Genomic DNA, 24,447 nt, shown 5'->3' on the forward strand with positions numbered 1-24,447 from the left:
ACGACCCCGGCCGAGCCCGTGCGCCGTCCGTGAGGCTGACGTCGGTGTCATTGCCCGGCCCGGCGGCCTCCGCCTAGGTTGACACCTGCGTCACGGGGGCTCAGCGCACCGCCGAGCAGGGAGTCCACATGGGAAGACTCGACGGCAAGGTCGCACTCATCACCGGTGCGGCCCGCGGCCAGGGCCGCAGCCACGCACTCCGGCTGGCACAGGAGGGCGCCGACGTCATCGCCGTCGACCGGTGCGCCGACATGCCGACCGTCGGCTATCCACTGGCCACCGAGGAGGACCTCGCCGAGACCGTCCGGCAGGTCGAGGCGCTCGACCGGCGGATCGTCGCGCGGGTCGCCGACGTCCGGGACACCGCCGCGCTGAGGGCGGCCGTCGACGAGGGCGTCGCCGAGCTCGGCCGCCTCGACATCGTACTCGCCAACGCGGGCATCGCCAGCTTCGCGCCGGTGGAGGACCTCACCGACGAGATGTGGGACGAGATGATCGACGTCAACCTCACCGGCGTGTTCAAGACGGTGCGCGCCGCCGTCCCGCACCTGCGGGCGCACGGTCAGGGCGGCGCGATCGTGCTCACCAGCTCCACCGCCGGCATCAAGGGCCTGGGCAACCTCGCCCACTACGTCGCCGCCAAGCACGGCGTCGTCGGACTGGTGAAGACGCTGGCCAACGAGCTCGCGCCGGACATGATCCGGGTCAACTCGGTGCACCCGACGTCGGTGAGCACCGACATGATCCACAACCGCAAGACCTACGGGAACTTCGTCCCCGACAAGCCCGAGGACGAGGTGACCCGGGACGACGTCGCCCCGATGTTCCAGGGACTCAACGCGCTGCCGGTGCCGTGGGTCGAGTCGGCCGACATCAGCAACGCGATCCTCTGGCTGGTCAGCGACGACGCCCGGTACGTCACCGGCGTCCAGCTCCCGGTGGACGCCGGGTCGGTGGTCAAGTAGTGGCCGGCCGCGTCGAGGGCAAGGTCGCCTTCATCACCGGAGCCGCCCGCAGCCAGGGCCGCAGCCACGCGCTGCGGCTCGCGCAGGAGGGCGCCGACGTCATCGCCGTCGACCTCTGCGGTCCGGTGGACTCGATCGGGATGTACCCGCCGGCCACCGAGGAGGACCTCGCCGAGACCGTCCGCCAGGTCGAGGCGCTCGACCGGCGGATCGTGGCGGCGAAGGCTGACGTCCGCGACCCGGCGGCGCTGCGCGCGGCGGTCGACGACGGCGTCGCCCAGCTCGGCCGGCTCGACATCGTGCTGGCCAACGCCGGCGTCTTCGAGATCAAGCCCGCGCTCGAGCTCACCGACGGCGACTGGCAGGAGATGATCGACATCAACCTGACCGGCGTCTGGAACACCTGCCGGGTCGCCCTGCCGCACCTGATTGAGGGCGGCGGCGGGTCGATCGTCATCACCAGCTCGACCGCCGGCATCAAGGGGACGCCGAACACGATCCACTACACGGCGGCCAAGCACGGCGTCGTCGGGATCATGCGGACGCTGGCCAACGAGTTCGGCAAGCAGTCCATCCGGGTCAACACGGTGCACCCCACCGGCGTGGACACCGTGATGATCCAGAACGAGAAGACGTGGGGCCTGTTCACGCCCGACGACCCGGAGCCGACGCGGGAGAAGTTCGCCGAGCTGTTCGAGACGCTGCACCCGCTGCCGGTGCCCTACGTCGACCCGGTCGACATCTCCAACGCCGTGCTGTTCCTCGTCTCCGAGGAGGCGCGTTACGTCACCGGGGCGATGCTGCCGGTCGATGCCGGCTACTCCATCCGCTGACCGCGGGTGCGGCGGCCGCCCGGCCGCCGCACCCGTCCTGCCTCAGGGCAGGTCGACGACGTCCTTCTCGCCGGTGTCGGGCTGGCTGCCCGTGGCCTTGGCCTTGACGAAGCTCAGCGCCGTCGCCAGCCGGTTGCCGGGGGAGTCCCAGTACTCGGCGGTGTCGCCGTGCACCTTCACCAGCACGACCGACGGGTCCTCGGGGCCCTGCGGCAGCCAGGCCTCGACGCCCTTGTTCCACAGCTCCTTCTTCTTCGCGACGTCCGCGGTGACCTGCGCGGTGCCGGTCAGCGAGATCCAGCTGCCGCCGGAGCCGGCGCCCACGTTGACCTGCGGCGAGGAGGCGATGTGGGTGAGCCAGGGGGCGTCCTGCTCGGCGAAGAACCAGAGGTCGCCGTCGAACTCGACCTCCTGCAGGGCCATCGGGCGGCTGGTCAGCCGGCCGTCGGGCATGGTCGTGGTGAGGAAGCCGAGTCGCTGGTCCTTGAGGATCTCGGCGACCTTGCGGATGGCGTCCGGGGAGTCGGTGGTCATGTCCCTGCCCTTCCCCGGATCCGGGCGCTGACACCGGCCCCCGGGCATGTCGGGAGGGGAACCGTTCCGTGAACACCCCGGCTCGGTGGAATGCACCGGCGCCGGGGCGCCTTCGCCTCTCCGTGACCACGACCCAGGACCGGCCCGCCGCCACCGCGGCTCCCGGCACGACGAACCGGCCCGGGACGGCACGCACCGCCCTCACGCTCGGGGCCTTCGTGGCCCTCGGCCCGCTCACGGTGGACATGTACCTGCCGGCGCTGCCGGCCGTCGCCGACGACCTGCGCACCTCCGCGGCCACCGTGCAGCTGACCCTCACCGGCACGCTCGTCGGGCTCGCGCTCGGCCAGCTCGTGCTGGGGCCGCTGTCGGACGCGCTGGGCCGCAAGCGGCCGCTGATCGCGGGCACGGCGCTGCACGTCGTCGCCTCGCTGCTGGTGCTCGTCGCGCCGTCGATCGAGGTGCTCGGCCTGCTGCGGTTCCTGCAGGGCATGGGCACGGCGGCCGGCGCGGTGATCGCCCTCGCCGTCGTGCGCGACCTGTTCCAGGGCCGGGCCGCCGCGACCATGCTCTCCCGGCTGTTCCTCGTGCTCGGGGCGGCGCCGGTGCTCGCGCCCACGGTGGGCGGGGAGGTGCTGCGCTTCACGTCCTGGCGCGGGGTCTTCCTGGTCCTCGGGCTCTACGGCGTCGGCCTGCTCGTGCTCGGCAGGTACGCCGTCCGGGAGACGCTGCCGCCGGAGCGGCGGCGCAGCAGCGGGTTCGCGGGCACCCTGCGCAGCTACCGCGGCCTGCTCCGCGACCGCGCCTACGTCGGCCTCGTGCTGGTGGCCGGCCTGACCATGGCCGGGCTGTTCAGCTACGTCTCCGGCTCCTCCTTCGTCTTCCAGGACGAGTTCGGCCTCGACGAGCAGCAGTTCGGCCTGCTCTTCGGCGCCGGCGCCTTCTGGCTGATCGCCGCCACCCAGCTCAACCCGGTGGTGCTGCGCTGGTTCTCGCCGGCGCAGGTCCTGGTCACCGGCGTTGCCGGCGGCGCCCTGGCGGGCGTCGTCCTGGTCGCGCTGGCCGCCACCGGCACCGGCGGCCTGTGGGCCATCGTGCTGCCGCTGTGGGCGGTCCTGGCCGCGTGCGGCCTCGCGCTGCCCAACGCACCCGCCCTGGCGCTCAGCCGGCACGGGGAGGCCGCCGGCACCGCCGCGGCGCTGCTCGGCGCGGTGCAGTTCGGCGTCGGCGCCGTCGTGGCCCCGCTGGTGGGCGTGCTCGGCAACGACGCCGTCGCGATGGGCGTCGTCGTGGTGGCCGCGCTGGTGCTCGCCATGGCCGTGCTGCTCGCCGTCGTCCGCCCCTGGCAGCTGCCCGTGGAGGCCGACGCCCCCGCCCAGGCCGGCTAGTGCCCGACCTGGCGGGCGCCGTGTGGCCGGAGCTCCCCGGGCGGCCGCTGCTCGTCGTCCCGCTCGGGTCGGTGGAGCAGCACGGGCACCACCTGCCGCTGGCCACCGACACCGTCGTCGCGGAGGCCGTGGCGCGGGCGGCGGGCCTCGACGGCGTGCTGGCCCCGGCCGTCCCGTACGGCGCCAGCGGCGAGCACGAGGGCTTCCCGGGCACCGTCTCGATCGGCACGGAGGCGCTGGCCGCGCTGCTCGTCGAGTACGGCCGCTCCGCCTGCCGCTGGGCCGGGCGGCTGCTCGTGGTCAACGGCCACGGCGGCAACCTCGACGCCCTGCGCCGCGCCGTCCCGCTGCTGCGCGCCGAGGGCCGCGACGCCGCCTGGTTCCCCTGCGCCGTCCCCGCCGGCGACGCGCACGCCGGGCGGACCGAGACCTCGCTGCTGTTGCACGTGGAACCGGCGGCGGTGCGGACCGACCGGTCCGTCCCGGGCGTGACGACGCCGGTCGCCGAGCTGCTGCCCCGCCTGCGGGCCGAGGGCGTGCGCGGCGTCAGCCCCACCGGCGTGCTCGGCGACCCCGCCGGCGCCACGGCGGACGAGGGGGCGCGGCTGCTCGCGGGGATGGCCGCGCGGCTGGCGGCGGCCGCCGCCCGCTGGGACGTGGGGGACGACGGCCGGCTGGGCTGAGCGGGCCGCCCCGCGCCCGGGACGTCAGGATGACCGGCGACACCGACCGGGGAGGAGAGCCGAGTGGCCCAGCGGCAGGACACGGGGACCGACACGGCGGCGCCGCGGGTCGCCGTCGAGACCAACGGCATCAACGTCATCGCCGAGGAGGAGCGCCACGGCGCCCCGCGGTCGCTGTTCTGGCCGTGGTTCGGCGCGAACGTCAGCGTCCTGGGCCTGGCCTACGGCTCGTTCCTGCTCGGCTTCGGCATCTCCGCGGCCCAGGCGCTGGTGGCCGGCGTCGTCGGCATCGTCGTGTCGTTCCTGCTCTGCGGGCTCGTGGCGATCGCCGGCAAGCGCGGCTCGGCGCCCACCCTGGTGCTCAGCCGGGCGCCGTTCGGCGTGCACGGCAACCGGGTGCCCGCGGTCCTGTCGTGGGTGCTGACCGTCGGCTGGGAGACCGTGCTGGTCTCGCTGGCGACGCTCGCCACCGCGACCGTCTTCACCGAGCTCGGCTGGAGCGGCGGGACGGCGACGCAGGCGGTGGCGCTGGTCGTCGTCGCGCTGCTCGTCGTGGCCGGCGGCGTGCTCGGCTTCGACGCGATCATGCGCATGCAGCGGGTGATCACCGTGGTCAGCGGCGTGCTCACCGTCGTCTACGTGGCCCTGGTCGCCGGCGAGGTCGACTGGTCGGCGGTGGGCGCGGCGCCCGCGGGCTCGATGGCGGCCGTCGTCGGCGCGCTGGTGCTGGCGATGACCGGCTACGGCTTCGGCTGGGTGAACGCCGCGGCCGACTACTCCCGCTACCTGCCGCGCGCGGCGTCCACCCGCGGCGTCGTCGGCTGGACGACGGTCGGCGGGGCGCTCGCGCCGGTGCTGCTGCTGGCCACCGGCCTGCTGCTCGCCGCGTCGGACCCGGAGCTCTCGGCGGCCGTCGGCGGCGACCCGATCGGCGCGCTGGCCTCGCTCCTGCCGACCTGGTTCCTCGTGCCGTTCGTCGTCGTCGCCGTCCTCGGCCTGGTCGGCGGTGCGCTGCTCGACATCTACTCGTCCGGCCTGTCGCTGCTGGCCGCCGGCGTGCGGGTGCCCCGGCCGGTCGCCGCGGGCATCGACGGCACGCTCATGGTGCTCGGCGCGATCTGGGTGGTGTTCCTCGCCGACGCGAGCTTCTCCGTCCAGTTCCAGGGCTTCCTCATCACCCTGGGCGTGCCGGTCGCGGCCTGGTGCGGCGTCTTCCTGGGCGACCTGGCGCTGCGCCGCGGCGACTACTCCGACGCCGACCTCTACGACGCCCGCGGCCGCTACGGCGCGGCGCCGGCGGTCCCGCTGCTGCTCCTGGCGGCGGGCACCGTGCTCGGCTGGGGCCTGGTGACGAACGGCGCGGCGGGGTGGCTGACCTGGCAGGGCTACCTGCTCGGCCCGCTGGGGCTCGGCGGGCGCGAGGGCGCCTGGGCCTTCGCCAACCTCGGCGTCCTGGCCGCGTTCGCCGTCGGCCTGCTCGGCGCGCTCGCGCTGCGCCGCGGGGCCGTGCGACGGCAGGAGGCCGCCCCGGCGGTGCCGGGACGGCCTCCTGCGTACTGAGCGGCTCAGCCCTGGAGGGCCTCAGTCCTGCAGCGGCTCGGCGAACAGCGGGACGGCGTTCTCGAGCGCGTACTGCTGGCCCAGGGCCGAGCCGCTGGAGAAGGCGTTGACCAGCGTCTCGTCCTCCAGGACGACGGCGTTGCCCTGCTGCACCGAACCCAGCGTCTGCCACAGCGGGTTCGACGTGATCTGCGCCGGGTCGACGAAGATCGGGAAGGCGACGGTCAGCGGCGCGTCGAGCAGCGAGACCTGCTCCTCGGACACCGGGACGAAGAAGCTCTCGGTGGCGAGGTCCTGGATGGCCTGCTTGTTGGTGAAGCCGAGCGCCTCCATGAAGTCGACGCGGGTGTCGCCGCGGACGTAGGCGCCGAAGCCCTCGGAGGTGTAGGCGCCGACGGCGACCTCGGTGCCGTCGAACTCCGGGTGCTCGGCGGCGGCGTCGGCGAACGCCTGCTCGACCTCGCCCCGCAGCTGCTCGGCCTCCTCGGTGCGGCCCAGCGCCTGGCCGACCAGCTCCAGCTGCTGCTGCCAGGTGGTCTGGTAGGCGTCGACGCCCTCGGGCGCGCCGACGGTCGGGGCGATCGCGGACAGCGAGTCGTAGCGCTCCTGCGTGCCGTCGGAGCGGGTGTCGAGGATGAGGTCGGGGTCGAGCGCCGCGATGGCCTCCAGGCTCGGCTCCAGCGTCTCGATGATCTCCGGCGCCTCGTCGTAGAGCCCCTCGGCCCACGGGCCCACGCCCTCGCCGCCGAAGCCCAGCCAGTCGCTCGCGCCGACCGGCTGCACGCCCAGGGACAGCGCGGTCTCGGCGTCGGACCAGCCCAGGGCGACGACGCGCTGCGGCTCCTCGGCGATCTCCACGTCGCCGAAGGCGGTGCTCACGGTGACGGGGAAGGCACCGGCCTCGCCCCCGCCCGACGCGGGGGCCGACGACCCCGCCGACGAGCCGCCGTCGTCGGAGCCGCACGCGGCCAGCGACGCGGCGGTGGTCAGGGCGGCCGCCAGCAGGGCGGCCCGCCGGGACAGGGCGTGGGGCATCGCGGTACTCCTCGGTAGAAAGGAAGGGCAGCCTAACCTGACCCGTCCCCGCCGGACCGGCCGGGCGGCGCGGCTGGTTAGGGTCCGGCCGTGGCAGATCTCTCCGGCTGGCTGGTCGTCGTCGACCTCCAGCGGGTCTTCGGCGACCCCGACTCCCCGTGGACGGCACCGCGCTTCGAGGAGGTCCGCCCGCGCATCCGGCGGCTGGTCGCGGCCTTCGGGGAGCGCGTCGTGTTCACCCGGTTCGTCGCGCCGGCCGAGCCGCAGGGCGCGTGGGCCGCCTATTACGACCGGTACCCCTTCGCGCTGCAGCCGCCCGACGCGCCGCTGTACGAGCTGGTCGAGGACCCGGGCCCGGCGCTCGTGCAGACGGCGACCACCTTCGGCAAGTGGGGCCCGGAGCTCGCCGAGGTCGTCGGCGGCGGGCCGCTGACCGTCGCCGGTGTGGCCACCGACTGCTGCGTGGTCTCGACCGTGCTGCCCGCCGCCGACGCCGGCGTCCCGGTGCGGGTGGTCACCGACGCGTGCGCCGGCTCCTCCGACGACGAGCACGAGCGCGCCCTGCACCTCATGGACCTCTACGCCCCGCTCGTCGAGCTCACCACCACGGCCGACCTCCTGGGCCGGTGACCCCGGTCCACCCCGCGCCGCCGGACGCCCGGCTGCCCGACGGGTACGCCGTGCGCCTCGCCCCCGGCACCCGGCGGGTGGAGGACGGGACGGCGCTGGTCGGCGGCTCGCCGCTGCGCCTGCTGCGGCTCTCCCCGGCCGCCCGCCGCCTGCTCGACGGCGACCGGCTGACCGTGGCGGACGCGCGGACCGCGGCGCTCGCGGGCCGACTGCTCGACGCCGGCGTCGCGGTGCCCGAGCCCGCCGGCCCCGCGCCCGGCCCGGACGACGTCACCGTGGTCGTCCCGGTGCGCGACCGCCCCGACGGCGTCGCCCGGCTGCTGGCCGCGCTGCGGGCCGACCCGTCGACCGCCGGGGTGCGGGTGCTCGTCGTCGACGACGGCTCGGCCGACCCCGCCGCGCTCGCCGCCGCCCTCACCGACGCCCTGGCCCCCGCGGGCGTGGAGGTGCTGCGCCACCCGAGCTCGCGGGGCCCGGCCGCGGCCCGCGACACCGGCCTGCGCGCCGCGACCACCGAGGCCGTGGCGTTCCTCGACTCCGACGTCGTCCCGGTCCCCGGCTGGCTCGACGTGCTGCTGCCGCACCTCGCCGACCCGCGGCTGGCCGTCGTCGCCCCCCGCGTCACCGCCCTGCCGCCGGAGCGCCCCGGCTGGCTCTGCGCCTACGAGACCGCGGTCAGCGCCCTCGACATGGGCCCGGCGCCCGGCCCGGTCGCGCCGCTGACCGGCCTGTCCTACCTGCCGAGCGCGGCGCTGCTGGCCCGGCGGGCGGCGCTCGGCGACGGCTTCGACGAGCGGATGCGCGTGGCCGAGGACGTCGACCTCGTGTGGCGGCTGGCCGCGGCCGGGTGGCGGGTGCGCTACGAGCCGGCCGCGCGGGTGGCCCACGAGCACCCGTCCGCGACGGCTGCGTGGCTGCGCCGCCGCGCGCTCTACGGCACCGGGGCCGCGCCGCTGGCCGCCCGGCACGGCGCGCTCGTGGCCCCGGTGGTCATCAGCCCGTGGTCGGCGGCGGCGCTCGGGCTGGCCCTGGCCGGGCGCGGCGGCCGGGTCGCCGCGGCCGGCGTCCTCGGCGTCGCCGCGGCGCGCCTGGCGCACCGGCTGGCGCCGGCCGGCGGGCGTCCGCCGTACGGCCGGGCCGCCGGGCTGGTGCTGCGCGGCGCCGCCGCCGGCGCCCGCACGCTCGCCCGCTCGGCCACCCGCCACCACTGGCCGCTCACCGTCGCGGCCGCCGCCGTCTCCCGCCGCGCCCGCCGGGCGGCCGTCGCCGTCGCCGCGGCCGACGCCGTCCTGGGGTGGTGGCCGCACCGCGGGCAGGTGGACCTGCCGCGCTTCGCCGCGGCCCGCCGGCTGGAGGACCTCGCCTACGGCGCGGGGCTGTGGGCCGGCGCGCTGCGGGCCCGCAACCCCCGGTGCCTGCTGCCCGTCCGCCCACCGGCCGCCTGACCTGCGGCGGGACCCCCGCGGCGGTCCCCTGGCGCCGGGGGTGCGATCCGGGTCACCATGGGCGCACCATGTCCCTCAGCCCCGGGAGCGTGCCGTGACCGCCGTCAGCCCGTGGCTCGCGTTGCCCGGGGGACGGCCGTCGCCGGCGCACACCCGCCGGCTGCGGGCCGCGCACGAGACGCTGGTGACCCGCGGCTCCCCGCCGCCCCGGTCGGCCGTGCGCGAGGTGGTGTGGGACTCCTGGCGGCGCAGCCTGGGCAGCGGCGTCGACCCCGATGGCCAGCACCCGCCGGTCGACCTGCTCGACGACGACCTGGTCGCCTACCGCGCCGCCCACCCGCTCGCGCCGGTGCTGCCGGTGATCCGCCGGCTGCTCGTCGAGGACGCCGAGGCCGACCGCATGATCGTCGCGGTCACCGACGCCGAGGGCCGGATGCTGTGGGTCGAGGGGGACCGGCGGCTGCGCACCCTGGCCGAGGGCATGCACTTCGTCGCCGGCGCCCGCTGGTCGGAGGAGGTGGCCGGCACCAACGCCCCCGGGACGGCGCTGGCGCTGGACCACCCGGTGCAGATCTACGGCAGCGAGCACTACCGCCGTCCCGTGCAGCCGTGGAGCTGCTCGGCCGCGCCCGTGCACCACCCGGTCACCGGCGTCCTGCTCGGCGCCATCGACGTCACCGGCGGCGACCACGTGGCCAGCCCGCACGTGCTCACCCTCGTGCGCGCCACGGTGGCCGCCGTCGAGTCCGAGCTGCGCTGGCTGCACCGCGAGGAGGAGGCCCGCGGCCCGGCCCGGCCGGCGCCCGTCCGGGCCGCCGCGCCGCTGCTGGAGGTGCTCGGCCGCGAGCGTGCCCGGCTGACGACGCCGCGCGGGCCGCTGGAGCTCTCGCTGCGCCACTCCGAGCTGCTCCTGCTGCTCGCCGAGGCCGCCGCCGCGGGGGAGGGGCGCACCACCGAGCAGCTGGCCGCCGAGTGCCACGCCGCCGACACCGCCGCCGTCACCGTCCGCGCCGAGCTGTCCCGGCTGCGCCGCCTCGTGGGCGCCGACCTCGTCGGGTCCCGCCCCTACCGGCTGCTCGGGCCGCTGGAGACCGACCTCGACCGGGTGCGCGCTCTGCTCGACCGGGGCGCGGTGGGCGCCGCCCTCGACCGCTACCCCGGGCCGGTGCTGCCGCGCTCGTGCGCACCCGGCGTCGTCGCGGCCCGCCGCCGCACGGCCGCCGCGCTGCGGTCCGCGGTGCTGCGCAGCCGCCGTCCCGAGCTGCTGCTGCGGTGGACGGCGCTGCCCGAGGCCCGCGACGACGTCGCCGTCTGGCAGGCCTGCCTCGAGGCGCTGCCGGCCGGCTCGCCCCGCCGCGGCGCCGTCGCCGGCCACCTCCTCTCCCTGCGGCGCGGCGCCCGGGCCTGATCCGGACGCGCCGGTTCGGGAATGCCGCCCGGCGACGCGGACTTGGCACGGCTACGTGAGTGCCCGCGCCGCCGCCCCGCCCGCCCCCGTCCGTCCCGTCACGCTGGCCACCCCGCGGGTGGCCGTGGCGCTGGTCGCCCTGGCGCTCGGCGGTTTCGCCATCGGCACCACCGAGTTCGTCACGATGGGCCTGCTGCCCGACATCGCCTCCGGCGTCGGCGTGAGCATCCCGGCCGCCGGGCACGTCATCTCCGCCTACGCCCTCGGCGTCGTCGTCGGCGCCCCGGTGCTGGCCGCGCTCGGCGCCCGCCTGCCCCGCCGGGCGCTGCTCGTGGGGCTCATGGCCGCCTTCCTCGTCGGCAACGCGCTCAGCGCCCTCGCCCCCGGCAACACCACGCTGCTGCTCGCCCGCTTCGTCAGCGGCCTGCCGCACGGCGCGTACTTCGGCGTCGCCTCGCTCGTCGCCGCCTCGCTGGTCGGCGCCGAGCTGCGGGGCCGCGCGGTGAGCACCGTGATGCTCGGCCTCGCGGTGGCCAACGTGGCCGGCGTGCCCGCCGCCACCTGGCTCGGCCAGACGCTGGGCTGGCGCGCGGCGTACTGGGCCGTCGTCGTCCTCGCCGTGCTGACCGTGGCCGCCGTGCTCGCCGTCGTCCCCTCCCGCCCCGGCGACCGCGACGCCACCGTGCGCGCCGAGCTGGGCGCGCTGCGCCGGCCGCAGGTGCTGCTCACCCTCGCGGTCGGCACCGTCGGGTTCGGCGGCATGTTCGCCGTCTACAGCTACGTCGCGCCGCTGGCCACCGAGGTCACCGGGCTGTCCCGCGGCACCGTGCCGTGGGTCCTGTTCGCCTTCGGCGTCGGCGGCGTCATCGGCACCGCGCTCGGCGGGCGGCTCGCCGACCTGGCGCTGTTCCGGTCGCTGGTGGGCACGCTGGTCGCCCTCGCCGTGCTGCTCCTGCTGGTCGGCCCGGCCGCCGGCTCCGGCCCCACCCTGCTGACCGGCATCTTCCTGCTCGCCGTCGCCGCCTCCACGCTGGTCGTCTGCCTGCAGCTGCGGCTCATGGAGGTCGCCGGCGAGGCGCAGATGCTCGGCGCCGCGCTGAACCACTCCGCGCTCAACGCGGCGAACGCCCTCGGCGCGTGGCTCGGCGGCGTCGTCATCGCCGCCGGGTACGGCTACACCGCGCCGAGCCTGGTGGGGGCGGGCCTGGCGGTCCTCGGCCTGGCCGCGCTGGCGGCCAGCGCCGTGCTCCGCCGCCGCGAGCTGCGGGCCCTCGTCGCCGCCTGAGGCGCTGCAACAGCGCTGCAACCTCTCTCCTGCGGGCGCGCGTCCCGCAGGGCCTCCGCGGATGCGGGTCTCGCCCCCAGGAGAGCCCGCATCCGCGGCTCGGCTGTTCCCTCCGCCGCAGGTAAGCGTGGCCTAAGTCACTCTCCCGTTGCCAGACTCCGCCGGAGAGCGCCCGGCGGGCCGGGCGCCACGCGCCCTGCAACGGAGCGGAGGATCCATGACACGGGTGAGCATGCGGGTCGACGGCGTCACGTACACGGACGAGGTCGAACCCCGGACGCTGCTGGTCCACCACCTGCGCGAGGCCCTGGGCAAGGTCGGGACGGTCGTCGGCTGCGACACCAGCAACTGCGGCGCCTGCACCGTCCACCTCGACGGGCAGGCGGTGAAGTCCTGCACCGTCCTCGCGGTCCAGGCCGACGGCGCCGAGGTCACCACCATCGAGGGCATCGCGGAGCCCGGAGGCGCCCTGCACCCGGTGCAGAAGGCGTTCCACGAGATGCACGGTCTCCAGTGCGGCTACTGCACGCCCGGGATGATCATGGCCTCGATCGACCTGCTGAAGGAGAACCCGGACCCGAGCGACGCCGAGGTCCGCGAGGGCATCGAGGGCAACCTCTGCCGCTGCACCGGCTACCAGAACATCGTCCGCGCGGTGCAGCAGGCCGCGGGCGAGATGACGTCCACCTCCTCCGCCGCCCCTGAGACCACCGGAGCGCAGGCATGACCCTCACCGAGGACCCGGCGACCACCGCCGTCGAGAAGGAGGTCGGCAAGGCGCGCCGCCGCAAGGAGGACGCGCGCCTGATCACCGGGCGCACGACCTGGACCGACAACATGGTCCTGCCCGGGATGCTGCACATGTCCGTGGTCCGCAGCCCCGTGGCCCACGGGAAGATCAGCAGCATCGACGTCAGCGCCGCGAAGGCCGCGCCCGGCGTCGTCGCCGTCTTCACCGGCCGCGACATCGCCGACGAGCAGGGCTCCATCCCCTGCGCCTGGCCGGTCACCCCGGACATGGTCAACCCCGGGCACCCCTCGCTCGCCGTCGACGAGGTCAACCACGTCGGCGAGGGCGTCGCGGTGATCATCGCCCGCTCGCGGGCCGCGGCCGCCGACGCGATCGAGCTGGTCGACGTCGACTACGAGCCGCTGCCGCCGGTCCTCGACATGGAGGAGGCGGTCAAGGCCGACGCCGACCTCTGTCACGACCACACTCAGTCCAACACCAGCTACCACTTCGTCTTCGACGCCGGCGAGGCCGGCACGGGCACCGACACCGAGCAGGCGTTCGCCGACGCCGAGGTCGTCGTCAGCCGCCGGTTCGTCAACCAGCGGCTGATCCCGGCCTTCATGGAGCCCCGCTCGGTCGTCGTCCAGCCCCAGGGCGACAACTACACGATGTGGTCAGCCACCCAGGTGCCGCACATCCTGCGCGTCATGCTCGCCTCGGTCACCGGCGTGCCCGAGCACAAGCTGCGCGTCATCGCCCCCGACGTCGGCGGCGGCTTCGGCGGCAAGCTGCAGGTCAACCCGGAGGAGGTCATCGCGCTGCTCGTGGCGCGGCGGCTCGGCAAGCCGGTGAAGTGGACCGAGACGCGCAGCGAGTCGCTGATGACCGCCCACCACGGCCGCGACCAGATCCAGTACGTCGACATCGCCAGCGACCGCGAGGGCAACGTCAAGGCCCTGCGGGTGCGGCTGCTCGCCGACATGGGCGCCTACCTGCGGCTGATCACCCCCGGCGTGCCGGCGCTCGGCGCCTTCATGTTCCCGGCGATCTACAAGTTCCCGGCCTACCGCTTCGAGTGCGACGGCGTCTTCACCAACAAGGTGCCCACCGACGCCTACCGCGGCGCCGGCCGGCCCGAGGCGACCTTCGCCATCGAGCGGATCATGGACGAGCTCGCCGTCGAGCTCGGCATGGACCCGCTGGAGCTGCGCCGGAAGAACTGGATCCAGGCCCAGGAGTTCCCGTTCACCACGGTGGCGGGCCTCGAGTACGACAGCGGCGACTACGAGACCGCCACCCAGCAGGCGCTCGAGCTGATCGGCTACGACGAGCTGCGCGAGGAGCAGCGCCGCCGCCGGGAGTCGAACGACCCGGTGCAGCTCGGCATCGGCTTCTCCACCTTCACCGAGATGTGCGGCCTCGCGCCCAGCCGGGTGCTCGGGTCGCTGTCCTTCGGTGCCGGCGGCTGGGAGCACGCGGCCATCCGGATGCTGCCGACGGGCAAGGTCGAGGTGGTCACCGGCTCGACCCCGCACGGGCAGGGCCACGAGACGGCGTGGAGCCAGCTGGTCGCCGACGCCCTCGGGGTGCCCTTCGAGGACGTCGAGGTGCTGCACGGCGACACCGCGATCGCCACCAAGGGCCTCGACACCTACGGCTCGCGCTCGCTCGTCGTCGGCGGGACCGCCGTGGTGAAGGCCGCGGAGAAGGTGGTCGCCAAGGCCCGGAAGGTCGCCGCGCACCTGCTCGAGGCCAACGAGGACGACCTGGAGTTCGCGGACGGGAGGTTCTCCGTCCGCGGCACGCCGGGCGCCTCGCTCGCCATCCAGGAGATCGCGCTCGCCGTCTTCGCCGCGCACGACTACCCGGAGGGCATCGAGCCCTCGATCGACGCCGACGCGACCTTCGACCCGGTCAACTTCTCCTTCCCCCACGGCACGCACATCTGCGCCATGGAGGTCGACACCGACACCGGGTTCGTCAAGATCCGCAAGTACGCGTGCGTCGACGACGTCGGCACGATCGTCAACCCGCTGATCGTCGAGGGGCAGGTGCACGGCGGGCTGGCCCAGGGCATCGCGCAGGCGCTGTACGAGGAGGCCGTCTACGACGCCGACGGCAACCTCACCACCGGCACCTTCGTCGACTACCTGGTCCCCTCGGCCGCCGACCTGCCGCACTTCGACACCGGCAACACGGTGCACGAGGCGCCGGGCAACCCGATCGGCGCCAAGGGCGTGGGCGAGGCCGGCTGCATCGCCAGCACCCCGGCGGTGGTCAACGCCGCGCTCGACGCCGTCCGGCACCTCGGCGTGAGCGACATCCGCATGCCGCTGACCCCCGAGCGGGTCTGGCGGGCCATCCACCAGGGCGGCGACGGCGGCGACCGGGCCGCGGCCGGCACCAACGCCTACGGCGGCGCCTCCACCGAGTCCACGACCGGTGTCTCGACCCCTGCTTCGTCCCTCGGAGGTGACCGGTGATCCCCGCCGCGTTCGAGTACGTCCGGCCGACCACCGTCGACGAGGCCGTCCAGGCGGTCGCGGAGGGCGGTGAGGACGTCAAGATCATGGCCGGCGGGCAGTCGCTCATCCCGGTCATGCGGCTGCGGCTGGCGGCGCCCGAGACCGTCGTCGACCTCGGCCGGGTGGCGGAGATGCGCGGCGTCCGCGACGAGGGCGACGCGCTGGTGATCGGCGCCATGACCACGCACGCGGAGGTGGTCACCGACCCGCTGATCGCCCAGCACGCGAAGCTGATCGCCGAGGCGACCGAGACGGTGGCCGACCGGCAGACCCGCCGGCGCGGGACCTTCGGCGGCGCGCTGGCGCACGCCGACCCGGCCGGCGACCTGCCCGCCGTGGCGCTCGCCCTCGATGCGCAGATGGTGATCGCCGGGCCCTCGGGACGGCGGACGGTGCCGGCGTCGGAGTTCTTCGTCGACTACCTCACCACCACCCTCGACGAGGGCGAGGTGCTCGTGGAGATCCGGGTACCGAAGCTCGCCGGGGACTGGGGCGCGCGGTACGAGAAGTTCAACCGGGTGGCGCAGGCCTGGTCGATCGTCGCGGTCGCCGCGGCGGTCCGGCGGGAGAACGGGCACATCGCCGAGGCGCGGATCGGGCTGACGAACATGGGCCCGACCCCGCTGCGGGCGTCGGCCACCGAGGCCGCCCTCGCCGGTGCCGCGGCGTCGCCGGACGCGGTCGCGCAGGCGGCCCGCTCGGCGGCCGAGGGCACCAGCCCGAGCAGCGACCTCAACGCCCAGGCCGACTACCGCGAGCACCTCGCGCAGGTGCTCACTCGCCGGGCGGTCGCCACCGCCGCCGGGTTGTAGTTTCGCCCCAACCCCGGCTCCGCCCGTCCCCTCGGCCGGCCCGCCCACCCGGGCGGACCGGCCGAGGTCCGTTCCCACCCCCGGAGGTCGCACCGTGCAGCTGGAGAACTCCTTCACCGTCCCCGTCCCCGTCGACGAGGCCTGGCGGGTGCTCCTCGACATCGAGCGGATCGCCCCGTGCATGCCCGGCGCCGCCCTCGACTCGGTCACCGGTGACGACTTCACCGGCCGGGTGAAGGTCAAGCTGGGCCCGATCAACCTGACCTACCAGGGCAAGGCGTCGTTCGTGGAGAAGGACGAGGCCGCGCACCGGGCGGTCATCGACGCCCGCGGCAAGGACCAGCGCGGCAACGGCACCGCGGCGGCCACCATCACCGCGAAGCTGCTCGCCGAGGGCCAGGTCACCCGCGTCGACGTGCTCACCGACCTCAACATCACCGGCCGGCCCGCCCAGTTCGGCCGCGGGGTCATGACCGACGTCGGCAACAAGCTGCTCGGCCAGTTCGCCGACAAGCTCGCCGCCCAGCTCGGCGAGGGCGACGCCCAGGGCGACGCCGACCGGGCCGGGAGCGCCGCCACGGGGGCCGTCGCGGGGGCCGCCGCGACCGCCACCGGCGTCGCGGAGGAGGTCGCCCAGTCGGTCGAGCAGACCCCGGGGGACAACGCCGTGGCCGAGGCCGTGCGCTCGGCCGGCACGAAGGCCCGCGAGGCCGCCGCGTCGGCCACCGACTCGCTGACGGCCGACGCCGACACCGCGGCGGCCAACCCGCCCACCCGGCCGATCACCCCGGTGGGCGCCACGGACACCGCGCCGGTGCCCGCGGTCGCCGACACCGCGCCGGCGACGTCGGACACCGCCCCGGCGTCGTCGGACACCGCCCCGTCCTCGGGCGGGACGCCCGCCGCGCCGTCCGCCGGCCGGGCGCCCAGCGCGCCGCCGTCGGGCAACACGGCTCCTCCCGGCCGCCCGGCCACCGGCGCCCCGCCGCGGAGCACCCCGTCCGCCGCGCCCCGGCCGCAGCCGGCCGCCGAGCCCGAGCCGATCGACCTGCTGGAGGTCGCCGGCGGGGCCGCGATGGCGCGCTACGCGGCGCCCGGGGCCGCGGTGGCGGCGGTGCTGCTGCTCGTGGTGCTGGCGTTCCGGCGGCGCCGCCGCTGAGGCCGCTGCGCGACCGTGATCATCGGATGCGTGCACGGCCGGCCGGCGTGCCGGCGCGTGTCCCGTGCACGCATCCGATGATCGACTCGAGGAGGGGCGCCCGCTCGAGTTGATCATCGGCTCGTTGCCGCCGACACGCGCGGACACGCCGCGGCGAGCGGCGACCGTCCGATGGTCAACACCTGAGGGGCAGCTGCTCCAGCCAGGCGAGCGCCGCTGCGGCCACCGCGTCGGGGTCCTTCCCGAGCGAGTGGTCGCCCGGCACCGGGTGCACCGACGCCGCCGGCACGCCCGCCAGCGCGGCGGCGACCTCCTCCGGCCGGCCCATCGCGTCGGTCCCGCCCTGCACCACGGCGAGCGGCACGCCGGCCGCCCGCAGCTCATCGGCCCGGCTGCGCTCGGGCCGGCCCGGCGGGTGCAGCGGGAACGCCAGCGCCAGCACGCCGTCGGCACCGAGCGTCGCCGCGGTCCGGCAAGCCACCCGCGCCCCCGCGCTGCGGCCGCCGACCACCAGGGGCCCGGTCAGCACGCCCCCGCTGCGCAGCGCCTCGAGCACCGCGGTCCAGGCGACGTCGAGCTGCGGGGGTGCCGGCGCGATCCGCTTGCCGGCCACCCGCCACGGCTGGTCCACCCGCAGCACCCGCCAGCCGGCCGCGGCCGCCGCGGCCGTGACGGCGAGCAGGTCGGGCCCGTCCGTCGCGCCGCCCGCACCGTGCCCCAGCACCAGCGTGCCGACGGCGGAGCCCGGACCGGCGGCGCGCACCGCGGCCGGGCCGAGCGGGGTGTCGACGAGGACCGGCGGGCTCACCGCGCGAGCAGCGCGTCGACCGCCCCGGCGAGGTCGGCGGCCACCACCGACGGGGCGGGCAGCGCTGGCGCCCAGACGCGCTCGGCGCGCGGGAACCAGGCGCCGGTCAGGCCCGCCCGCTCCGCGCCGTGGACGTCCCACGCGTGCGCGGCCACCAGCGCCATGCGCGCGGGCGCCACCCCGCAGACGCCGGCCGCCCACACGTACGCCTCCCGGGAGGGCTTCCACGCCTGCACCGTCTCGCTGGTCAGCGTGCGCTCCACCAGCGGCGTGATCCCGCCGCGCTCCAGCCCGGCCTCGGCCACGCCCGGCGACCCGTGCGACAGCGTCACCACCCGCACGCCGGCCTCCGCCAGCCGCCGCAGCGCGGGCTCGACGTCGGGGTGCGGCGAGAGCTCCAGGAAGCTGTCGGCGACGCGGCCGCGGTCGCGCTCGGAGAGGTCGGTCAGCTGCGCCAGCGCCGACTCGAAGGCCGCGCGGAAGGGCACCCGGAGCCCGGCGACCGTGGCCGCCGTGCCGGTGTGCAGCGTGCGGGCGAAGACCGTGGGCAGCAGGCCCTCGGGCTGCCCGTGCTCGACCAGCGCGGCGGCGACCGGCGCGAGGTCGAGCAGCGTCTCGTTGACGTCGAACGCGACGACGTCGGGCCGGGAGGTCACGCCGTCGTGCTGTCGCCGGTGTCCCCGGGGCGGCCGGGTTCGGTGCGGCCGGCGGTGGTCTGCCGGCGGCGGTGGTGGCGGATGTCCTTGACCCGCTTGTAGACCAGCCAGCCCACGCCCAGGACGACCACGGCCGCGACCAGGTAGTCGAAGTACTTGAGGTTGTCCTGGATGAAGTCGCCCGCGACGACGCCGAGGGTCACCAGCAGGCTGTTCCAGATCAGGCTGCCCGCGGCGGAGTAGAGGACGAACTGGAGGAACGGCATCCGGACGACGCCGGCCGGCACGGAGATGAAGCTGCGCACGATCGGGACCATGCGGCCGAAGAACACCGCCGAGCGGCCGTGCCGCTCGAACCAGGCGAAGGTCCGGTCGACGTCGGCGGTCTCCACCAGCGGCAGCCGGTCGAGGAAGGCGTGCGAGCGGCGAGGGCCGAGCGCCCGGCCGACGTAGTAGAAGAAGATCGCCCCCAGGATCGAGCCCAGGGTGGCGAAGAGGATGACCGGCACGATCGACATCTCGCCGCTGTTGATCAGCACGCCGGCCAGGCCGAGCACGGCCTCGCTGGGGATCGGCGGGATGACCGTCTCCAGCAGGATGGAGAACCCGACGCCGAGGGGCCCGAGGGTCTCGACCAGCTGGAGCAGCCAGCCGGTGATCCCGCCCTGGTCGGAGGACGCGGCGGCGAGGAACGACATGCGACCACGGTAGAGGGGCCTCCGGGGGGTCGCCCGGACGCTGCCGGACCACGGGGGCCGGTGGGGCTAGCGTTCCGCCATGCGCCAGCGACTCACCGCCCGGGCCGTGATCGTGGGGGACCGGGCCGGCACCGTCGTCCCGGACGCCGTCGTCGACGTCGAGGACGGCCGGATCGCGTGGGCCGGACCGGCCGCCGACGCCCCGCCGGCCGGCGACGCCCAGGTGGTCGCGCTGCCCGGCCTGCTCGTGCCCGGGCTGGTCAACAGCCACTCGCACGCGCCGATGGTGCTGTTCCGCGGGCAGGGCGAGGGGCTGCCGCTGGACCGCTGGCTGCGCGAGGTGATGTGGCCGCGCGAGGCCCGGCTGACCCCCGACGACGTCGAGGTGGCGATGACCGCCGCATCGGCGGAGATGCTGCGCGGCGGGGTGACCACCAGCGTCGAGATGTACTTCGAGCCCGCGCGGATCGCCGCGGCGGTCGGCGCCACCGGCGCCCGGGCGGTGATCGCCGCGCCGATGGTTCCGCTGCCCGGCATGCCGCCGCTGGAGGAGCAGCTGGCCGCCGCGGTGGAGCTCGCGCGGGGGGTGCCCGACGACGGCAGCGTCGAGTACGGCCTCGGCCCGCACGCGGCCTACACCGTGCCGCTGCCCCTGCTGCGCCGCGCGGCCGAGCTGGCCCGTGAGCACGGGATGCTGCTGCACCTGCACGTGGCCGAGACCGCGACCGAGGGCGCCGACCTGCTCGCCGAGCACGGGCTGTCGGTGCCGGCGCTGCTGGCCGCCCACGACGTCCTCGGCGGCCGGGTGCTCGCCGCGCACTGCGTGCACATGGACGACGGCGACCTCGAGCTGTGGCGCGAGTACGACGTCGCCGTCGCGCACTGCCCGGCCAGCAACGCCAAGCTCGCCAGCGGCGTCGCGCGGCTGCGGGACATGCTCGACCGCGGCCTCCGGGTGGGCCTGGGCACCGACGGGCCGGCGTCCAACGACGGGCTGGACCTGCTCGCCGAGGTGCGGCTGGCGGCCTCGCTGGCGCGGCTGCGCGAGCGGTCGGCCCTCGCGCTGACCGCGGCCGAGGCGTTCTGGCTGGCCACCGGCGGGGCCGCCGACGCGATCGGCCGGCCCGACCTCGGGCAGGTGGAGGCCGGGCGGCGCGCGGACCTGGTGCACGTCGACACCGGCGACCTCGGCTTCGAGCCCGTCGGCGACCCGGCCGACCTGCTCACCCACCTGGTCTGGTCGGGCGTCTCGCGGCAGGTGCGCGACGTGTGGGTGGGCGGGCGCCAGGTGGTCGCCGAGGGGGCGGTCACCACCGTCGACGCCGGCGCGCTGCGCGCCGAGGTGGCCGTCCGGGCGGCGCGCCTGGCCGGCTGACCTCGCACGATCAGGCCGCCTGATCGTGCTGCGTCCTGGCTCACCGCCGGAGGTGAGCCAGGAGGCGCTGCGGTGAGCCAGGAGGCGCTGCGGTGAGCCAGGACCCGCGCAGGTGGGCCAGGACCGGAGGACGCAGGTCAGGCCTGCGGGGCGGGTCCCGTCCAGGCGTAGAGGTGGCCGTCGACGACGACGGTGACCCAGCCGTCGCACAGCAGCGCCTGCTCGCCGGTCAGGTCGGGCCAGGAGCCGCCGCCGTCCCACGGCATGCCGGGGTGCGCCAGCGGGGTGCACGACCCGGGCGCCGTCGTCCCGGCCGCGAGCGCCATGTCCGCGCGCACGCTGCCGTCGTCCTCGCCGTACGCCTCGCCCGGCCGGACGACGGTCACGTCGGTCCCGACCGAGCGGGTCCAGAACGGCACCGAGCCCTCGGGGGCGCGCGCCGCGTCGTCGCGGGAGGTCGTCTCCGTGTGCCCCTGCAGCTCGGCGAGCACCGCCCCGGCGCCGTGCACGCCCGCCGGCATCGCCACCAGCACCCCGGCCACCGCCGTCGCCGCCACCGCGACCGCCCCGCCGAGCACCGCGCCGACCGTCCCGCGCACCGCGGACCTCCTCCCGTTCGGCCACCGTCGTGGTGGCGGGACGAGCGTCGTCCGCGCCGGTCGCTGCGCGCGTCGGCCGCCGGGACGATCCGCGGGGCCGCCCGCCGTCCGACCGGGGGAGGACCCGGGGAGCGCCGGCGTGCGACGGCGGCTGGAGGACGGGCGCCCGCTCGGGTTGACTGCGCGGGCATGGCGGCGTCCCTGCGGGTCCTGACCATGAACGTCCTCGGCCCGGCCAACCCGGACTGGCGACGGCGCAGCGCGCTGACCGGGGAGACGCTGCGCCGGCTGGACGCCGACGTCGTCGCCCTGCAGGAGGTGCCGGTCGCGGGCGGCACGGTGGAGGAGCTCCTCGGGTCCGGCTACACCGTCACCCCGTTCTCGCGGGCGGCGGATGACGGCGTCGGCGGGGTGCTGGCCACCCGCGCGCCGCACCGGGTGGTCGAGGAGGTCGACCAGCGCTGCACCGAGCGGGCCCGCGACTTCGCCTGGTGCGCCACGCTCGTCGTCGAGGTGGACACCGCGGTGGGCCGCACCCTGGTCGCCCACCACAAGCCGAGCTGGCAGTTCGGCTACGAGGGCGAGCGGGAGCGGCAGGCCCTCGCCGCCGCGCGCACGCTGGAGAGGCTCACCGGCACCGCCGACCACGTGGTGGTGCTCGGCGACTGCGACGCCACCCCCGACGCCGCGAGCATGCAGTTCTGGCGCGGCCGCCGGTCGCTCGACGGCACGAGCGTCTGCTACCAGGACGCCTGGGAGACGCTGCACCCCGGCGACCCCGGGCCCACCTTCGACGCGCGCAACCCGCTGGTGCGGGCCGGCGAGGTGGCCACCGCCGTGAGCCGGCGGATCGACTGGGTGCTGGTGCGCGCCGGCGTCCACGGGCCGACGCTGCAGGTCACCGCGTGCGCCCGGGTGCTCGACGAGCCCGTCGGCGGCGTGTGGGCGAGCGACCACTGCGGCGTCGTCGCCGACCTCGCGCTCCCGGACCACCCGCCGGGCACCTGGGCCTCCTCAACCGGATGGTTGACAACGTGAGCGGACGGTCCTACCGTCGTCTGCAACCACTTGGTTGAACGAGGAGGTCGAGAGGTGGCGGCAGATCCGCTCTCCCGGGTGTTCGCGGCGCTGGCCGACCCGACGCGGCGCGACATGGTCGCCCGGCTCGCGGTCGGCGACGCGACGGTCGGCGAGCTCGCCGCCCCCTACGACGTCACCGTGCAGGCGGTCTCCAAGCACCTGCGGGTGCTCGAGGACGCCGGCCTGGTGAGCCGGAGCCGGGAGGCGCAGCGCCGCCCGGTGCACCTGGAGGCGGAGGTGTTCGACCTGATGACGAAGTGGATCGAGCGCTACCGGCGGCAGGCCGAGGAGCGCTACCGCCGCCTCGACGACGTCCTCGCGGGCATGCCGGAGGACCCACCCCAGGAGAGGAACCCGTCATGACCACGAGCACGCGCGAGACCCGGATCGCCGCCGACCCCGACGTCCCGCTCATCCGCATCACCCGCGAGTTCGACGCCCCGCCGGCCAAGGTGTTCCGGGCGCACACCGACCCGGAGCTGGTCGTGCAGTGGCTCGGTCCGCGCGGGCTGGAGATGCGCATCGACCACTACGACTGCCGCACCGGCGGCTCCTACCGCTACGTGCACAGCGACGCGAACGGCGAGTACGCCTTCCACGGTTCCTTCCACGAGGTCCGCCCCGACGAGCGGATCGTGCAGACCTTCACCTTCGAGGGCATGCCCGACGGCGTCGCGCTGGAGAAGCTCGTGCTGGAGGACCTCGGCGACGGCCGCACCCGGCTGACCTCGACGTCGCTGTGCGACTCCTTCGCCGACCGCGACGCGATGCTGGCCAGCGGCATGGAGGTCGGCGTCGTCCAGGGCTACGAGCGCCTCGACGAGGTGCTGGCGCGCTGAGCGGCCGGGCGCGGGGGCGCCGCGTCAGGCGCGCAGCGAGATCGTCTCCCCGCGCTGCACCACCCGCACCTCCCCGGGCGCCCGCCGCTCGGCGACCTCCCGCACGAAGTCGCCGAGCGGCGAGGCGAACCGGTCGTAGTCGTCGTAGTGCACCGGCACCGTGACCGGCGGCCGCAACAGCTCCACCAGGTCGGCGCCCTGCCGGCCGTCCATCGTCACCGTGAAGCCCAGCGCCTTCGTCCCGCCGAGGTGGGGGACGACGACGTCGAGCGGCCCGCAGCGCTGCAGCACCTCCGCCAGGTACGGGCGGTAGAGCGTGTCCCCGGTGACGTAGCCCCGCCAGGTCACCTCGCCGCCGCGCAGCAGCTCCAGCACGCTGCCCATGACCGGCGGCAGCACCCGAGCGAGCACTCCCGGGCCGTGCTCGCCGGGCACCGAGGTGATCCGGAGCGTCTCCTCGCCGCGGGTGAGCTCGTGCACCTGCCAGGGGCGCAGGTCCGCCGTGGCGGAGAAGCCCCGCGAGGCGAGCGTCCGGGCGGCGGCCTGCGTGGTGACGACCGGCGTGGCCGTGTCGAGGCTCGCGTAGGCGATCCGGTCCCAGTGGTCGCCGTGCAGGTGGGAGAGCAGGACGGCGTCGAGGTCGGGCAGGTCGCCGGGCAGCAGCGCCGGGTCGGTCAGCCGCTTGGCGAACAGGCCCTTGCCGAGGTAGACGCGCTGCCCGCGGCCGATGAAGTTCGGGTCGGTGAGCAGCGTGAAGCCGCCGAGCCGCAGCAGCGTCGTCGCGTTGCCGCCGAAGGTCAGCGTGACGTCGTCCGCGGGGCCGGCCATGGCTCCCCGCTACCCGTCACCCGCCGGTCTGCAACCCGGGCAGCCGGTGCTGGTGCGCCGGCGGCCGGGGCAGGGTGCCGTGCTCGACCACCTGCTCGTGCACGGCCTCCAGGGCCGCGCGCAGCGCCGGGAGCTGGGCCGGGTCCAGCCCGTCGAAGAACAGCCGGCGGACGAGCGCGGCGTGGCCCGGCGTGGCGGCGCGCAGCGCGGCGAGCCCGGCGTCGGTGAGGACGGCGTCGGTGGCCCGCCGGTCCTGCGCCGAGGGGGCCTGCTCCACCAGGCCGCGCCCGCCCATCCGCTTGAGGTGGTGGGACAGCCGGCTGCGTTCCCAGGAGATGCGGGTGGCCAGGGCGCTGGTCTGCAGCCGCCGGCCGGGGGAGTCGGCGAGGGCGTTGAGGACGTCGTAGTCGGCGAGGGACAGGCCGCTGTCGGTCTGCAGCTGGTGGTTCATCTCGTAGGCCAGCCGCAGCGACACCCGCATGTAGGCGAACCAGGTCTCCTGCTGCTCGTCGGTGAGCACCGGCCCTCCCCATTGCGTGACATGTCATGTAACTTTCCGGACGGCGGCC

Annotated in this window: 25 protein-coding genes; 17 read left to right on the top strand and 8 right to left on the bottom strand. The window is 76.0% G+C overall.

What is annotated here, in order from left to right:
• Positions 1-128: 128 nt before the first annotated feature.
• Complete coding sequence (locus tag ACI78R_RS14420) at positions 129-965, top strand: mycofactocin-coupled SDR family oxidoreductase (RefSeq protein ID WP_457041206.1); 837 nt, start codon at positions 129-131, stop codon at positions 963-965.
• Positions 965-1,798 carry a mycofactocin-coupled SDR family oxidoreductase gene (locus tag ACI78R_RS14425; RefSeq protein WP_457041207.1) on the top strand — a complete coding sequence of 278 codons (834 nt, stop codon included), beginning with the start codon at positions 965-967 and terminating at the stop codon, positions 1,796-1,798. Before ACI78R_RS14420 ends, ACI78R_RS14425 begins: the two co-directional genes overlap by 1 nt.
• A gap of 42 nt (positions 1,799-1,840) precedes the next feature.
• On the opposite strand, the gene ACI78R_RS14430 is transcribed toward ACI78R_RS14425, so the two are convergent.
• Positions 1,841-2,332 (bottom strand): pyridoxamine 5'-phosphate oxidase family protein, encoded by a 492-nt coding sequence (locus ACI78R_RS14430; protein ID WP_457041208.1) that lies wholly within the window; start codon positions 2,330-2,332, stop codon positions 1,841-1,843.
• A 122-nt stretch (positions 2,333-2,454) separates the two neighbouring features.
• Between ACI78R_RS14430 and ACI78R_RS14435 the strand changes: the two genes are divergently transcribed.
• From ACI78R_RS14435 to ACI78R_RS14445, 3 genes are all read left to right on the top strand, one after another.
• The gene (locus ACI78R_RS14435; RefSeq protein ID WP_457041209.1) at positions 2,455-3,720 is read left to right on the top strand and encodes a multidrug effflux MFS transporter; all 1,266 of its coding nucleotides are present in this window, start codon (positions 2,455-2,457) and stop codon (positions 3,718-3,720) included.
• A complete protein-coding gene (gene mftE, locus ACI78R_RS14440; RefSeq protein WP_457041210.1) occupies positions 3,720-4,403 on the top strand; it encodes a mycofactocin biosynthesis peptidyl-dipeptidase MftE in 684 nt (227 codons plus the stop codon). The genes ACI78R_RS14435 and mftE overlap by 1 nt, the downstream gene beginning before the upstream one ends.
• 63 nt (positions 4,404-4,466) lie before the next feature.
• Positions 4,467-5,963, top strand: coding sequence for a purine-cytosine permease family protein (locus tag ACI78R_RS14445; protein WP_457041211.1), 1,497 nt, complete (start codon positions 4,467-4,469; stop codon positions 5,961-5,963).
• A 21-nt stretch (positions 5,964-5,984) separates the two neighbouring features.
• On the opposite strand, the gene ACI78R_RS14450 is transcribed toward ACI78R_RS14445, so the two are convergent.
• Positions 5,985-6,998, bottom strand: coding sequence for an iron-siderophore ABC transporter substrate-binding protein (locus ACI78R_RS14450; protein WP_457041212.1), 1,014 nt, complete (start codon positions 6,996-6,998; stop codon positions 5,985-5,987).
• A gap of 90 nt (positions 6,999-7,088) precedes the next feature.
• Here ACI78R_RS14450 and ACI78R_RS14455 point away from each other — a divergent pair, with 90 nt between their 5' ends.
• The 8 genes from ACI78R_RS14455 to ACI78R_RS14490 all read left to right on the top strand — a co-directional run bounded on the left by ACI78R_RS14455 (position 7,089) and on the right by ACI78R_RS14490 (position 16,995).
• Complete coding sequence (locus tag ACI78R_RS14455; RefSeq protein ID WP_457041213.1) at positions 7,089-7,628, top strand: cysteine hydrolase family protein; 540 nt, start codon at positions 7,089-7,091, stop codon at positions 7,626-7,628.
• The gene (gene mftF, locus ACI78R_RS14460; RefSeq protein ID WP_457041214.1) at positions 7,625-9,073 is read left to right on the top strand and encodes a mycofactocin biosynthesis glycosyltransferase MftF; all 1,449 of its coding nucleotides are present in this window, start codon (positions 7,625-7,627) and stop codon (positions 9,071-9,073) included. Before ACI78R_RS14455 ends, mftF begins: the two co-directional genes overlap by 4 nt.
• A gap of 94 nt (positions 9,074-9,167) precedes the next feature.
• Positions 9,168-10,481, top strand: coding sequence for a GAF domain-containing protein (locus tag ACI78R_RS14465; RefSeq protein ID WP_457041215.1), 1,314 nt, complete (start codon positions 9,168-9,170; stop codon positions 10,479-10,481).
• A gap of 55 nt (positions 10,482-10,536) precedes the next feature.
• On the top strand, positions 10,537-11,766 hold the full coding sequence (locus ACI78R_RS14470) for an MFS transporter (RefSeq protein ID WP_457041216.1): 1,230 nt from the start codon (positions 10,537-10,539) through the stop codon (positions 11,764-11,766).
• A 217-nt stretch (positions 11,767-11,983) separates the two neighbouring features.
• Complete coding sequence (locus ACI78R_RS14475; protein WP_457041217.1) at positions 11,984-12,493, top strand: (2Fe-2S)-binding protein; 510 nt, start codon at positions 11,984-11,986, stop codon at positions 12,491-12,493.
• Complete coding sequence (locus ACI78R_RS14480) at positions 12,490-14,982, top strand: xanthine dehydrogenase family protein molybdopterin-binding subunit (protein ID WP_457041218.1); 2,493 nt, start codon at positions 12,490-12,492, stop codon at positions 14,980-14,982. Before ACI78R_RS14475 ends, ACI78R_RS14480 begins: the two co-directional genes overlap by 4 nt.
• Complete coding sequence (locus tag ACI78R_RS14485; RefSeq protein WP_457041219.1) at positions 14,979-15,836, top strand: FAD binding domain-containing protein; 858 nt, start codon at positions 14,979-14,981, stop codon at positions 15,834-15,836. The genes ACI78R_RS14480 and ACI78R_RS14485 overlap by 4 nt, the downstream gene beginning before the upstream one ends.
• A gap of 94 nt (positions 15,837-15,930) precedes the next feature.
• On the top strand, positions 15,931-16,995 hold the full coding sequence (locus ACI78R_RS14490) for an SRPBCC domain-containing protein (RefSeq protein ID WP_073420885.1): 1,065 nt from the start codon (positions 15,931-15,933) through the stop codon (positions 16,993-16,995).
• 175 nt (positions 16,996-17,170) lie between these two features.
• On the opposite strand, the gene ACI78R_RS14495 is transcribed toward ACI78R_RS14490, so the two are convergent.
• The 3 genes from ACI78R_RS14495 to ACI78R_RS14505 are packed head-to-tail and all read right to left on the bottom strand — an operon-like array spanning position 17,171 to position 19,157.
• Positions 17,171-17,803 (bottom strand): alpha/beta hydrolase family protein, encoded by a 633-nt coding sequence (locus tag ACI78R_RS14495; RefSeq protein WP_457041220.1) that lies wholly within the window; start codon positions 17,801-17,803, stop codon positions 17,171-17,173.
• Positions 17,800-18,459, bottom strand: coding sequence for an HAD family hydrolase (locus ACI78R_RS14500; RefSeq protein WP_073420887.1), 660 nt, complete (start codon positions 18,457-18,459; stop codon positions 17,800-17,802). Before ACI78R_RS14500 ends, ACI78R_RS14495 begins: the two co-directional genes overlap by 4 nt.
• Positions 18,456-19,157, bottom strand: a complete 702-nt coding sequence (locus ACI78R_RS14505) for a DedA family protein (protein ID WP_073420888.1) — start codon at positions 19,155-19,157, stop codon at positions 18,456-18,458. The genes ACI78R_RS14500 and ACI78R_RS14505 overlap by 4 nt, the downstream gene beginning before the upstream one ends.
• 79 nt (positions 19,158-19,236) lie before the next feature.
• Here ACI78R_RS14505 and ACI78R_RS14510 point away from each other — a divergent pair, with 79 nt between their 5' ends.
• Entirely contained in the window at positions 19,237-20,532 is a 1,296-nt protein-coding gene (locus ACI78R_RS14510) for an amidohydrolase family protein (RefSeq protein WP_457041221.1), read from the top strand.
• 137 nt (positions 20,533-20,669) lie between these two features.
• On the opposite strand, the gene ACI78R_RS14515 is transcribed toward ACI78R_RS14510, so the two are convergent.
• Positions 20,670-21,131 (bottom strand): hypothetical protein, encoded by a 462-nt coding sequence (locus tag ACI78R_RS14515; RefSeq protein WP_457041222.1) that lies wholly within the window; start codon positions 21,129-21,131, stop codon positions 20,670-20,672.
• 189 nt (positions 21,132-21,320) lie between these two features.
• On the opposite strand from ACI78R_RS14515, the gene ACI78R_RS14520 reads away from it, so the two are divergent.
• The 3 genes from ACI78R_RS14520 to ACI78R_RS14530 are packed head-to-tail and all read left to right on the top strand — an operon-like array spanning position 21,321 to position 23,050.
• On the top strand, positions 21,321-22,169 hold the full coding sequence (locus ACI78R_RS14520; protein ID WP_457041223.1) for an endonuclease/exonuclease/phosphatase family protein: 849 nt from the start codon (positions 21,321-21,323) through the stop codon (positions 22,167-22,169).
• Positions 22,170-22,223: 54 nt separating this feature from the next.
• Positions 22,224-22,574 carry an ArsR/SmtB family transcription factor gene (locus ACI78R_RS14525; RefSeq protein WP_073420892.1) on the top strand — a complete coding sequence of 117 codons (351 nt, stop codon included), beginning with the start codon at positions 22,224-22,226 and terminating at the stop codon, positions 22,572-22,574.
• Complete coding sequence (locus ACI78R_RS14530) at positions 22,571-23,050, top strand: SRPBCC family protein (protein ID WP_073420893.1); 480 nt, start codon at positions 22,571-22,573, stop codon at positions 23,048-23,050. The genes ACI78R_RS14525 and ACI78R_RS14530 overlap by 4 nt, the downstream gene beginning before the upstream one ends.
• A 24-nt stretch (positions 23,051-23,074) precedes the next feature.
• Here the strand turns inward: ACI78R_RS14530 and ACI78R_RS14535 are convergent, their stop codons facing one another.
• Positions 23,075-23,878, bottom strand: coding sequence for an MBL fold metallo-hydrolase (locus ACI78R_RS14535; RefSeq protein WP_457041224.1), 804 nt, complete (start codon positions 23,876-23,878; stop codon positions 23,075-23,077).
• Positions 23,879-23,894: 16 nt separating this feature from the next.
• Complete coding sequence (locus tag ACI78R_RS14540) at positions 23,895-24,398, bottom strand: MarR family winged helix-turn-helix transcriptional regulator (protein ID WP_457041225.1); 504 nt, start codon at positions 24,396-24,398, stop codon at positions 23,895-23,897.
• Positions 24,399-24,447: the final 49 nt, after the last annotated feature.

The organism is Geodermatophilus sp. SYSU D01106, from assembly GCF_054049995.1.